Here is a 12,403-nt window from a genome sequence, read left to right as displayed (position 1 = left end):
GGACGATGCGCATTCGAGTCACCAGGGACGTCACCATCCCCGACCCCCGCAAGCTTGAGCAGTTCAGGCGGGCCCCCGAGCTCGGTCCGTCCGTGCTCTTTTTCAGCGGCGGCACGGCCTTGCGCGACACCTCCCGGGAACTCATCCGCTATACCCACAACTCCATCCATCTGATCACCCCCTTCGACTCGGGCGGCAGTTCGGCGATCATCCGCAAGGCCTTCGCCATGCCCGCCGTGGGCGACATCCGCAACCGGCTCATGGCCCTGGCCGACCAGTCCGTGAAGGGCAACCCCGAAATCTACAATCTCTTCACCCATCGACTGCCCAAAGACGCGGAACGCGACGCCCTGCGCGGCGAGCTGGACGCCATGGCCGCCGGAGTGCATCCCCTGGTCCGGCGCATCCCGGACCCCATGCGCAAACTCATCCGCAATCATTTTTACGAATTCATGGAGCGCATGCCCGAGGCCTTCGACCTCCGGGGCGCGTCCGTCGGCAACCTGGTCCTGACCGCCGGGTACCTGTCCAACCGCCGCCAACTCGACCCGGTCATCTATCTCTTCTCCAAGCTGGTCCAGGTCTGCGGCGTGGTCCGCCCGACCGTGAACAAGGACCTGCACCTGGCCGTGCGACTGCGCGACGGCCGGACCGTCGTGGGCCAGCACCTGATCACCGGCAAGGAATCCGCCCCGCTCGCCTCGCCCGTGGAGGACATCTGGCTGACTTCCTCCCTGGAGGCCCGGGATCCGGTCCGCGCCCCCATCCGCAACAAGGTCCGGGAGTGGATCGGCAAGGCGGACCTGATCTGCTACCCGCCGGGCAGCTTCTATTCCAGCGTGATGGCCAACCTGCTGGCCGACGGCGTGGGCCGGGCCGTGGCCGCCAACACCTGCCCCAAAGTCTTCGTCCCGTCCACGGGCGTCGATCCCGAGACGCCCGGCATGTCCGTGGCCGACCGGGCGGACGCGCTCTGCCGCCGCCTGCGGGCCGACGCCGGGACCGATGCGGGCGGCGAGGTCCTGGGCTACGTCCTGGTGGATTCGAAACACGGCCGATACCCCGGCGGCATCGACAAGAAACGCCTTGAGGAGCGCGAATTCACGGTGATGGACGGACCACTCGTCACGGCGCAAAGCGCCCCGTACATCGACGGACGGGTCCTGAGCGAATTTTTGCTGTCGCTTTGCTGACGGCCAACCGAAAGGAGGTTGTGAACGTGGAAAAGCAAAAGATCAGCGTCAAGAAGGTCCTGGAATATCAAGACGCCGTGTCCTACATCGAGGACCTGGCCAAAAGCTTCAAGTCCGGCACCATCGTGGTGGAGAGCGGCGAGGAGCGCGTGGTCATGAAGCCTTCGGCCCAGGTGTCCATCAAGGTGGAGGCCAAGGCCAAGAGCGACAAACAGAAGATCGCCTTCGAGTTGAGCTGGACCGAAGCCGCGGGAGCCGAACTCAAAATCGGCGACGCCGAAGCCACGCCCGCCCCGGCGATCCGGCCCGAAGGCGGTGCACCGGCCCTGAAGCCCGAAGCCGAGCCCCCCGCCACCAAGACGCCCGCCATGGCCCCGGCCAAGTCCGAGGAGGCCAAGCCCCCGGCCAGGACCGAAGCCAAGTCCGAGGCCGGAAAACCCGCGCCGAAAAAGCACGTCCCCAAAGGCGCAACGAAAAAAAGCACGCCCAAAAAGCGTCCGGCAAAACCCGCCGGAAACGAATAACCAACTGGACAAGCATGCCCATTGCGGAGAAATCCAATGACCGAATCCCAAAAGCAAGGCTTTGACTGGAATGAGGTGGCCGATTTGTTCGGCATCGCAGAGGAAACCCCCGACCTGGTCGAGGAGGAGCGGGACAAGATCCTTGAGCGGATCAATTCCCTGTCCTGCCGCTACGGCCGGGAGTACGTCATCAAGAAGATCACCCTGCAGACCACGCACTAGACCGGCGGGGCCATGCGCATCATCGCCGTACTGAACCAGAAGGGAGGCGTGGGCAAGACGTCCACCGCCGTAAACCTGGGGGCCGCCCTGGCCCGACAGGACCAAAACGTCCTGCTGCTGGACCTCGACCCCCAGGCCCACCTGACCTATTCCCTGGGCATCATGGCCCACGAACTGCCCCGAACCATGGGCGCGGCCTTGATGCGCGAATGCCCCCTGGATGCCGTTACCATGGAGGTCGGCCCACTGCATGTGGTGCCCGCCTCCGTGGCCCTGGCCGGGACCGAAGTGGACCTGGCCTCGGCCGAAAACCGCGAAACCCGGTTGCGCGACGTGCTCGGCCGGGCCGCCGGACACGACTTCGCCGTCATCGACTGCCCGCCCAACCTCGGTATGCTGACCCTGAACGCCATGGTCGCGGCGGGCGAACTGCTCGTGCCGGTACAGCCGGAATTCCTGGCCTTGCAATCCCTGGGCAAGCTCATGGAGACGGTCAGGGTCATCCGCGAGGGCTGGAATCCCGACCTGGCCCTGGCCGGCATCCTCATGACCCGCTACCAGCGAACCCGAAAGCTCAACCGGGAAATCCGGCGCAAGATCCGGGATTACTTCGGCGACGCCCTGCTGGAAACGACCATACGCGACAACATCTCCCTGGCCGAGGCCCCCAGTTTCGGCCAGGATATCTTCACCTACAAACCCCGCAGCCATGGGGCCGCCGACTACCGGAACCTGGCCCTGGAGCTGCTCCGCAGAGGTGCTCCATGAGCGACGAGAGACTCGGGTCCAACCCCCTGAACTGGGTCACCCCCGACGCGGCCCCGGCCGCAACCGCCATGCCGGACCGGGCGTCCGCCGCAACCACGCAACCCGCGCCCCCGGCCTGCGCCGCCAAGGCAGCCACGCGCCGCACCCTGTTCCAACCCGCCGGGACCGGCAATGAGGAGAAAACGATGAGCAAAGACAAACTCAAGATCAAGCAGACCATGGATACCTCCCAAGTGATAGCCTACCTCAAGGACCTGGCCGACTCCCTGGAATCCGGGGTCATCCGCGCCGAAGGCGAGGACGGCGCCCTGGTTCTCCGCGTGTCCGACACCATGCAGGTGGAGCTCAAGCTCGCCCGCAAAAAGGACAAGACCAAATGCGAGATCGAACTCGAATGGCTTGACGACGGCTCCCGGCCCGAAGCGCTCAAGATATCCGGCGAATAGCCGTTTCACCTCCGGAGTCCGGGGGAAGGGGAAAAACTTTGAAAGGGGTTCTTGCCCTTCCTTCCCCCGGACTCTCATCGCCTCATTTTCCCAACTTTTTAGCGCCGCTTCGCGAAAGCGGTAGCCCCAGAGATAGGGGTTCATCCGGCTAAAGCGTACTTTTGACAAAATGAAAGGCAGCCAGTTTCTTACGGCTGCCTTTACATGTGATTTATTTTACCGCTTTTGTTCAATAACGGGCAAATTCTTCCTCTGATCCACTCGCAAGCGGAAGAGGTGGGGAAGAAACAACTGTATGCCTTACAACTCCCTCACGGCCCGCAATATCAAAAAAACTGATGGCAGATTGAAGTTGTTGCGCTTGGCCGGACAATTCCTCTGCTGTTGATGCCAATTCTTCAGAAGCTGAAGCATTTTTTTGGATCGTGGAGTCCAGATTTTGGATGCCAGAATTGATTTGAACAACGCCCTCGGCCTGTTCGCGGCTGGCCGCACTGATCTCCTGAATAAGTTCAGAGGTCTTTTTGATGTCGGGCACCATCTTATCAAGCATGCTCCCAGCTCGTTCGGCCACAGCTACAGAATTTGTTGAGAGTTCACTGATTTCTGCGGCAGCTGCCCCGGAGCGCTCGGCCAGTTTTCTTACTTCGGCCGCGACAACGGCAAAGCCTTTGCCCTGTTCTCCTGCCCGCGCAGCCTCAATGGCTGCGTTCAATGCCAACAGGTTTGTTTGACGGGCTATCTCTTCGATTATGGATATTTTTTCGGCAATATCGCGCATTGCCAAAACTGTTTCGGAAACAGCCTTTCCACCTTCTTCAGCATCCTTGCTTGCTTGTTCAGACATTCTTTCAGTAGTGGCCGCATGTTCCGAATTCTGTTGAACTGAGGCCGTAATCTCTTCGATACTGGAAGATACCTCTTCCACTCCAGCGGCTTGCTGATTAGCGCCAGACGATACGGTTTCCGCCGTAGCCGACAATTCTTCGGCCCCGGAGGCAACGTTTCCCGCCCCCGCAGACACCGTTCGCATGACCTCGGTAAGCTTCTCTACCATGGCTCGCATGGCTCCATAAACCGAACCGGTATCATATCTTCCGGAAAAACTAATTCCAAGTTTTCCGTTAGCAAGCGCCTGTGTAATTTCGACAAGTTTTATCGGATCTGTTCCTAATTGTTTCAGGATGCCGCGTATGATGACGATTGCCACCAGAATGCCGAAAGCAACGGCACACAGCGCTAAAACGATTGCAGTCAGGCCCAAATAATCGGCTTGATCGGAAACCTCTTGAGCATGTGCATATGCCATCTCCTTCGCATCAGTTGCGATTTTTTCCACCACGGGCTCAATGGCATGAACCGCCTCTTGCATGGATGCAATGAGAGTTGTAATAGTGGCGTCTTCCGCCACCAAAGCATCGAAGGCTGTTTTATAAGCACTTCCGGTCTTCACGGCCTCCTCAATGAATTCGGGCGATGCATCGGAATTCTTGAAAGCGTCTACCAGTTTGCCCACACTCGCGTGAGTCTTTTTGACATATTCTTCGCTGCCGCGGAGCAGATAATCCTTTTCTCCGCGCCTGACCATCAGGAGAAGTCCCTTGACGTCCGGGACATACAACGCGTTAAGTCTTTCCTCTATAGTTGCGGCTGCAGAACGGGTTGCTTCGTATTCGGCTGCCGAACCGCTTGAAACAAACGCATTGAAATGCTGTTTGTATTCGGAAAAGGCGCGTGCCGCCTGTTCCAATTGTTCGGTTTTCTCTTCTCGGGAATCGAGGCTGGCCTGGAAAGACTCCATGGTGGTTCGCATGTCTCTCAGATAATTGCCGGACTGGGTCCGGTGGTAGCCCATTTCCCATCGGCGCATAAGCAGAAGGTCGAGGTATAAGTCCTGAACCTCATGCTTTGCGAATGAGGCTTCCGCGTCGTGGACAACCTTACGGAAGGTACCCTGCAGCCCGGATTCATGATCCAAGCCACGCCGCTCCCAAGCGGCGACAAGTTCAAAAAAGGCATTCTCATAAGTCGCTGCCGACTTCTCGATAGACTGGGCCAGGTTAGCAAGCTCATCATTGGCTATCGTTTGAGCCAAAGACACGATGGCATCGGCATGCTCTTCAACAGCAGCAATGCTTGCTTCAAACTCTTCTTTGTATTTCAGGTCCTTCCTCAAGAGGAAATCTTTTTCATTGCGTCGGCATTGAAGCATATACCTTTCAGCGGTCTCAGCGTGAGACATGATGGCCACTTCTTCTTTGAGCAAGTGGTTATAGCCTCTAGCAGACGAAGACAGGGTAAACTGATAGAGACCAGCAATAGCGAGTATCTGCACTAAAACAAGTCCAAATCCTGACAAGAGTTTTGTTTTCAAAGTTAAATTGTCGAGCATTCCCTGTCTCCTCTCTTTTTTCAAAATACAATAGCTTGCTTAAACATTTTTGTCATTATTATTTTCTCAGTACCTTACTGCTAATAACAATTGAAAGAAATATCAGCCATGTCCATAAGTTTCATCTATTACCCGTCCGGCCTGCGAGGCTTCGACTATGTTCGACAGTATTTTGCAACGGGTACTATCATCTTGAAAGTGCACCCCAAAGACGCCCTGATCCGTTGTCCTTGCTGCTGTTCCAGAAACATCATCGACACGGCTTTGCGAAGCGAGGGGTTCAGGACTGTGCCCATCGGCTTCAAACCTGCATGGCTGGTCATTCCTGTGCGAAGCCAAGTACGCTTTAGCCGGATGAACCTGAAAAAGGCCCCGCCATCAAGCGGGAACCGGACGCCACGCATCCCCCTCCGGCAACGACTCCCCCGCATGAGCCTTTGAGGCCACGCCCAAGACAGCAGGGTTCGCCCCATGGAGCGCCTTTGGGGCAACGCCCCAAACAGCGGCTCTCTCCCTCGAGCCCGCACGGAGGCAGGCTTTCGAGAGTGGGTCGGCTGTGCATTTTCTTTCGGGGGGCTTTCACCGCAGCGTAGCCTTCTACGTGAGGATGAAAGCCCCCCGGAAAAAATGTGCGGACGGCCCGCTCTCGGAAGCCGCGCCGCGTTCAAGCACACAAAAAAAAGGGGCCCCGCAATCGGGGCCCCTTTTTTTTGTGTGCTTGAACGCGCGTTACTTAATGAACAGCATTTCCTGGTAGCTGGGCAGCGGCCAGAGGTCGTCGGCGACGATGCCTTCCAGGCTGTCCACGACCTCGCGAACGGCGAGCATGGCGGGCAGGGTCTTGGCCACCTTGTACTGGGCGTCTTCCTCAACGGACTTGAAGTCGTCCTTGGCGATGATCTTTTCCAGGGTCACGACGTTCTGCTGAAGGTCACGCAGCTTGTCGGTAACTTCCTGAAGCAGGAGGGTCCGGGGCTCGATGCCGACGGCCTTGATGGACGCGGCGACCTGGGCCAATTCGCCCTGGTAGCGGATGGCCGCGGGCAGGATGATGGTCTTGGCGACCTTCACGGTCAGCAGGGATTCGGTGACGATGTGCTGGCAGTACTGTTCGTGGTAGATTTCATAACGGGAGTGCAGTTCGTCCTTGGACAGAACATGGTATTTCTCGAAGACCTCGACCACGTCCTTTTCGATGATGGCGGGCAGGGCGTCCGGCGTGGTCTTCAGGTTGGGCAGACCGCGCTTGGCGGCTTCCTTCTGCCACGCATCGGCATAACCGTCGCCGTTGAAGATCACATGGCCGTGTTCCTTCATGATGCCCTGGATGACCTTCTGGCAGGCTTCCTTGAGACCGGCCTTCTTGCCGCCGGTGATCTTGGTGATCTCGTCGGTGATGAAGTCCAGGGAATCGGCCATGATGGTGTTCAGGGCCACCTGGGCTCCGGCGATGGACTGATTGGAACCGACCGCGCGGAACTCGAAGCGGTTGCCGGTGAAGGCGAACGGGGAAGTACGGTTGCGGTCGCCGGAATCCAGCGGCAGCGGGGGCAGGCTGTCCACGCCCAGTTCGAGGCAGCCCTTGGCCTTGCAGCCCTTGAGGTCGCCCAGCTCGATCTGGTTGAAGATCTCGGCCAGTTCCTCGCCCAGGAAGATGGAGATGATGGCCGGAGGCGCTTCGTTGGCGCCCAGGCGATGGTCGTTGCCGGCGGAGGCGACGACGGCGCGGAGCAGCTTGGCGTATTTCTCCACGGCGCGAATGGTGGCCGCGGTGACCGCCAGGAACTGCATGTTCTTGTGCGGGGTGTTGCCCGGAGAGTACAGGGAGCCCTGGGAGGCGGTGGAAATGGAGTAGTTCAGGTGCTTGCCCGAGCCGTTGATGCCCGCGAACGGCTTCTCGTGCAGCAGGCAGGCCATGCCGTGTTTTTTGGCCACGGATTTGAGGGTGGTCATGATCATCTGGTTGTGATCGGTGGCCAGGTTGGACTGCTCGTAGACCGGAGCGATCTCGAACTGGCCGGGCGCCACTTCGTTGTGGCGGGTCTTGACCGGCACGCCCAGCTTGTACAGCTCACGCTCGACCTCCATCATGAAGGAGAGCACGCGGCGCGGAATGGCGCCGAAATAGTGGTCGTCCAGTTCCTGGCCCTTGGAGGGCTTGGCGCCGAACAGGGTCCGGCCGCAGACCATCAGGTCGGGACGGGCGAAGAAGAAGTTGCGGTCCACCAGGAAGTATTCCTGCTCGGGACCGGCATTGGACACGACCAGGGAGCCGTCCTCGGAGCCGAACAGCTTGAGGAAGCGGCGACCGGCCTTGCTCAAGGCTTGGTTGGCGCGCAGCAGCGGGGTCTTCTTGTCCAGGGCATGGCCTTTCCAGGAGACGAAGGCGGTGGGGATGCACAGGAAGGTTCCGTTGGGATTCTCAAGGATGTAGGCCGGATTGGTCATGTCCCAGGCGGTGTAGCCCCGGGCTTCGAAGGTGGCGCGCAGGCCGCCGGACGGGAAGGAGGAGGCGTCGGGCTCGCCCTGGATCAGGAGCTTGCCCTCGAACTCGGCAATGGCACCGCCCTCGCCGTCGGGGTTCAGGAAACCGTCATGCTTCTCGGCGGTCAGCCCGGTCAGGGGATAGAAGACGTGGGTGTAATGGGTCGCGCCTTTGGACATGGCCCATTCCTTCATGGCGGCGGCCACCGGGCCGGCCACGGAGGGATCCAGCTTCTCGCCGGTCATCTTGGTCTTCATCAAGGATTTGTAGACTTCCTTGGGCAACATGGCCTTCATGACTTTTTCGTTGAAGACGTTGGAACCGAAGATCTCAGCCGGAGAAGTCTCCGCAAAATTCAGGGGCTCGATGCTGGGTTTGTAGTTGGTCACCGCATTGATTGCGTTCTGACGAGTCTCGTATCCGCTCATGTAATTCTCCTTCAGGCATAAATATGGGTTTTCCGGCGTCCGGCCGGGCCAAAGGGCGCCTGACCCTTGTTATCTGGGATTCTACTTACCAAGTTGCATGCCAAACAACGAAAAGACCGCATATCCAGACAGATACGAGGAAAGCCGTTTTGGAAAAACCGCATTTTACTACGAAAATGTAGTTTAACACCGGTTTTCAGTCCTTTTGCGATGACATTTTTGCAAAGAAAATCACTTTCTTCCACAACCGTGTTATTTCGTTCGCAAAGCCATTGACGGAAATGCAAAGGAAAAAATTCCGTAACCCGAGGGCTTTCGGAGGGATCGCCCGGTCCGGTGCCCCGGTTTGGAGAAAAAACACAAAAATGGAACTTCGCGCCCTCCGATTCGATACCGGTCGCACAGCCCTCAGAACGGGGCCGGAGAGATGAATTCCATGGGTGCGCGGGTCACGGGGTGGCGAAAACGCAGCAACGAAGCGTGAAGCTTGAGCTGGCCCGGCCCGGTGCCGGTGCCGTAAAGGCGGTCTCCGACGATGGGGAAGCCGAGCCCTTTCTCGTGGGCCGAATGCAGACGGAGCTGATGGGTCCGGCCCGTGTGCGGCATGAATTCCACCCGAGTGCGGCCGTTCTCCACGCCGAGCTTGCGCCAGCGGGTCACGCCGCGTTTGCCGTTGACCGGGTCGAAGACCTGGTACGGACGGTTGTCCGGGTCCAGGCGGAACTTCAGTTCGATGATCCCGCCTTGCCCTTCGACCACCCCATCTATAAGGGCGATGTACCGTTTGCCCACCAGCCGTTCCATGAACTGCCCGGACAGGTCGCGGTGGGCTTCGGCGGTCAGGGCCAGGACCAGCAGGCCGGAGGTGTCCTGGTCCAGCCGATGGACCGAGGGTTGCTCGATGCAGCCGGGGTGGCCCGCCTTGACCCGGGCGACCACGCAATCCTGGTTGGCCTCGCCCTTGCCGGGCACGGACAGCAGGCCGGACGGCTTGTCCACGACCACGATGGCCACGTCAGAGAAGAGGATTTTCAGGTCGCCGGACGGGGTCATGCGCCCTCCAGGCCGCAGAGCATGAAGCCGAGGATGCGGCCGCATTTGTCCAGGCAGGACGGGTAGAGCCGGCCGTGCTCCTTCGAGCCCGAACGGTTGGTCCGGCCGAAGTAAAATTCGGCCAGGCCGAGCGGGGTCAAGCCGTGGGTCGCGGCCCAGCCGAGAAGCTTGGGCGCGCAACAGTCGCCCGTGCCCGTGGGCGGGTTGCCCTCGGGGTGCACGGCCAGGGGCAGGGGCACGGTCTCACCCCGGAAATTGGGTAACCGGTACATGGCGTGGATTGTCTGCATCAGAGTAGCGGACGCCTTGCGGCGCTCGCGGACGAGATGATCGCGGCCGGGCGAACCGTGGGGCATCCCGGCGATCTCCCGGCCCATGGCCTTGATCCGCCGTTCGGGCTCGAAGGTCTCGCGCCGGAAGCGGTCCGTGTCGATGAGCGGCGGGACCCAACCGTCCACGTCCCAGACCGAATTGTACTGGCCGGAAAACGCCTTGAGCAGGCAGGTCGCGCCGGTCCGGTCGCGGGCCGCGAGCACGCCGAACATCTGCCCCCCGGCCTCGCCAAACAGATAATCCGTGGAGAACCTGGGGTCGGGTTCGGGCGCGTCGAAGTCGATGCGCTTCTCCCGCGTCATCCGTTTAAACAGGGCGAGAGCCGGTTCGCGGGCCGGGCCGAGAGGCAGGGAATGCTCCCGGCCGCACCGGGCGCACCCGCCCCGGCAGGCGACGGCGGGGTCGAACTCCCCGACAAGACGGATCGGTATGGGCTGCATGATAAAACGCCCCGTCGCCGGAAGACGACGGGGCGGAGTTGGTCGATGATTGCGCCGGAACGCTATTTGAGGTTCAACCCGGCGGTGCCGAGGAACTTAACGGAAATGATTTCGTATTCGATGCGGCCCCGAGGGGCATCGACAATGAACTCATCACCCTCCTCCTTGCCCAGCAGGGCCAGGCCCATGGGGGAAAGCACGGAGATGGAGCCCTTCTTGTGGTCCGCGTCGTCCGGGCCGAGCAGGGTGAAGGTGCGCCGCTCCTCGGTGTCGATGTCCTCCACCTCCACGGTGGCGCCGAAAATGGCCTGGTCGCCGTCCAGGGTGTTCAGGTCCAGGACGTCGAACAGGGGCATGCGCGAATTGATGTAGGAGATGCGAGCTTCCAGCATGCCCTGGCGCTCACGGGCGGCGTCGTACCCGGCGTTCTCCGAGAGATCGCCCTCCGCGCGAGCTTCGGCGATGGCCTGGATAATGGCCGGACGCTGTGCCTTGAGGTCCTCAAATTCCTGAGAGATCTTTTCAAATCCCTGTTTCGAAATGGGAATGCGATCCATGGTCAAAAACCTCACTAGAATGAATTCACAGTTGGATGGTAAAAAAGACAGAGGCCGCGCGGCAATCTTTAAGAAGCTGCGCGGCTGCATATTTGTCAATCCAGCTGACAGCCCCTCAGATAGGACATCCGAAGGGGAAGGTCAAGCTCCGGGGAATTTCTCCGCGCGCCGGGCAGTCCGCGCGCCGGGCACAGCCTTGGGTTCCGGACAACAAGCTGTTGACACAACCCCGACTTCTAATCCAAGAATAGACTTTTGCGGAAGCGTCGGATACACCGATCCCGCCGTTTTTTTGCGGGCCCCACCCAGGGCCGCGCCACAACAACAGCCCGCAGCACCCTGCCGCGCACCGTCACGGGCGGGCACCGAATCTGGAGGAGAGAGGATGAAACGTATCACCATGCTGTCCGCCCTGGCCCTGAGCGCGCTCCTGCTCATGTCAGGGCTGGCCTTCGCCAAAGACTTAACCATCGGCCTGATTCTGGTCGGACCTTACAACGACAAGGGCTACAGCCAGGCCCAGCACGAGGGCGGCAAGTACGTCGAAGCCCACATGCCCGGCTCCAAGCTGATCTACCTGGACAAGGTCAACCCGGCCGACCGGCCCGGCCTGACCATCCCGCAGGTGGTTGACGACCTGATCGAAAAGGGCGCGGACCTGATCATCGCCGGTTCCGACGACATGAAGGACGGCATTATCGAAGCCGCCTCCCAGCACCCCGATAAAATGTTCGTGCACGTGTCCGGCGACGCCGCCTGGACCGGCAACGCCCCGGCCAACCTGGGCAACCTGTTCAGCAAGATGATCTATTCCAAAATGCTCGCCGGATTCACGGCGGCCATGACGACCCAGACCGGCAAGATCGGTGTGGTCGGCCCGCTGATCAACGAGGAGACCCGCCGCCTCATGTCCGCGGCTTACCTGGGCGCGCGCTACGCCTGGACCGAAGTACGCGGCAAGGACGCCAAGGACCTGACTTTCAACGTCAAGTGGATCGGTTTCTGGTTCAATATTCCCGGCGTGACCGCCGACCCCACCCAGGTGGCCGGTTCCCTGTATGACTCCGGTTACGACGTGGTCATCTCCGGCATCGACACCCCGGACAACGTGGTCGTCGCCAAGCAGCGCGCCGACGCGGGCAAGAAGGTCTGGGCCCTGCCCTACGACTACGAGAAGGCCTGCGAAGGCCAGGGCGACATATGCCTCGGCGTGCCCTACTTCAACTGGGGTCCGGGTTTCCTGAAGCTGGCCGAGTCCGTGGCCGCCGGGACGTACAAGCCCGGCTTCGAATGGGACGCCCCCTACTGGGCCGACTACAATGCTTCGGACAAATCCCCGGTGGGCTTCCTGCCCGGCCCGGGCGTGACCCCCGAGGTCAAGGCCGCTCTGGACGCCTTCATCGCCAAGCTCGGCTCCGGCAAGGTGAACCTCTTCACCGGCCCGCTCAACTACCAGGATGGCACCCCGTTCCTGAAGGCCGGGGAACAGGCCACCGACAAGCAGATCTGGTACATGCAGCAACTGCTTGAGGGCATGGAAGGGCTGTCCTCCCCCGAATAGG

At 60.4% G+C, this 12,403-nt stretch carries 11 protein-coding genes; 6 read left to right on the top strand and 5 right to left on the bottom strand.

What is annotated here, in order from left to right; genetic code table 11:
• Nucleotides 1-5: 5 nt before the first annotated feature.
• From J0909_RS16635 to J0909_RS16615, 5 genes are read left to right on the top strand one after another with little or no spacing between them, the layout of a single operon-like run.
• Nucleotides 6-1,193 carry a GAK system CofD-like protein gene (locus J0909_RS16635; RefSeq protein WP_207264622.1) on the top strand — a complete coding sequence of 396 codons (1,188 nt, stop codon included), beginning with the start codon at nucleotides 6-8 and terminating at the stop codon, nucleotides 1,191-1,193.
• A 26-nt stretch (nucleotides 1,194-1,219) separates the two neighbouring features.
• Nucleotides 1,220-1,717, top strand: coding sequence for an amphi-Trp domain-containing protein (locus J0909_RS16630; RefSeq protein ID WP_207264621.1), 498 nt, complete (start codon nucleotides 1,220-1,222; stop codon nucleotides 1,715-1,717).
• 36 nt (nucleotides 1,718-1,753) lie between these two features.
• Nucleotides 1,754-1,939 carry a hypothetical protein gene (locus J0909_RS16625; RefSeq protein WP_207264620.1) on the top strand — a complete coding sequence of 62 codons (186 nt, stop codon included), beginning with the start codon at nucleotides 1,754-1,756 and terminating at the stop codon, nucleotides 1,937-1,939.
• A 12-nt stretch (nucleotides 1,940-1,951) separates the two neighbouring features.
• Nucleotides 1,952-2,707, top strand: a complete 756-nt coding sequence (locus J0909_RS16620) for a ParA family protein (protein WP_207264619.1) — start codon at nucleotides 1,952-1,954, stop codon at nucleotides 2,705-2,707.
• Entirely contained in the window at nucleotides 2,704-3,153 is a 450-nt protein-coding gene (locus J0909_RS16615) for an amphi-Trp domain-containing protein (RefSeq protein ID WP_207264617.1), read from the top strand. Before J0909_RS16620 ends, J0909_RS16615 begins: the two co-directional genes overlap by 4 nt.
• A gap of 229 nt (nucleotides 3,154-3,382) precedes the next feature.
• Here J0909_RS16615 and J0909_RS16610 read toward each other — a convergent pair whose 3' ends face one another.
• The 5 genes from J0909_RS16610 to greA form a co-directional block, all read right to left on the bottom strand.
• Entirely contained in the window at nucleotides 3,383-5,545 is a 2,163-nt protein-coding gene (locus J0909_RS16610; protein WP_207264615.1) for a methyl-accepting chemotaxis protein, read from the bottom strand.
• A gap of 729 nt (nucleotides 5,546-6,274) precedes the next feature.
• Nucleotides 6,275-8,458 carry a glutamine synthetase III family protein gene (locus J0909_RS16605; protein WP_207264613.1) on the bottom strand — a complete coding sequence of 728 codons (2,184 nt, stop codon included), beginning with the start codon at nucleotides 8,456-8,458 and terminating at the stop codon, nucleotides 6,275-6,277.
• A 408-nt stretch (nucleotides 8,459-8,866) separates the two neighbouring features.
• A complete protein-coding gene (locus J0909_RS16600) occupies nucleotides 8,867-9,511 on the bottom strand; it encodes an RluA family pseudouridine synthase (protein WP_207264611.1) in 645 nt (214 codons plus the stop codon).
• Nucleotides 9,508-10,284: a hypothetical protein gene (locus tag J0909_RS16595; protein ID WP_207264609.1), complete on the bottom strand. Its 777-nt coding sequence runs from the start codon at nucleotides 10,282-10,284 to the stop codon at nucleotides 9,508-9,510. The genes J0909_RS16600 and J0909_RS16595 overlap by 4 nt, the downstream gene beginning before the upstream one ends.
• 62 nt (nucleotides 10,285-10,346) lie before the next feature.
• A complete protein-coding gene (gene greA, locus J0909_RS16590) occupies nucleotides 10,347-10,841 on the bottom strand; it encodes a transcription elongation factor GreA (RefSeq protein WP_207264607.1) in 495 nt (164 codons plus the stop codon).
• Between the two features lie 385 nt (nucleotides 10,842-11,226).
• Here greA and J0909_RS16585 point away from each other — a divergent pair, with 385 nt between their 5' ends.
• Nucleotides 11,227-12,402: a BMP family lipoprotein gene (locus J0909_RS16585; RefSeq protein ID WP_207264604.1), complete on the top strand. Its 1,176-nt coding sequence runs from the start codon at nucleotides 11,227-11,229 to the stop codon at nucleotides 12,400-12,402.
• Nucleotide 12,403 lies beyond the last annotated feature (1 nt).

This window comes from Desulfovibrio sp. Huiquan2017, assembly GCF_017351175.1.
GTDB lineage: Bacteria > Desulfobacterota > Desulfovibrionia > Desulfovibrionales > Desulfovibrionaceae > Pseudodesulfovibrio.
The sequence above is the reverse complement of the archived record's forward strand: the minus strand, read 5'-3'. Positions and strand labels throughout refer to the sequence as shown.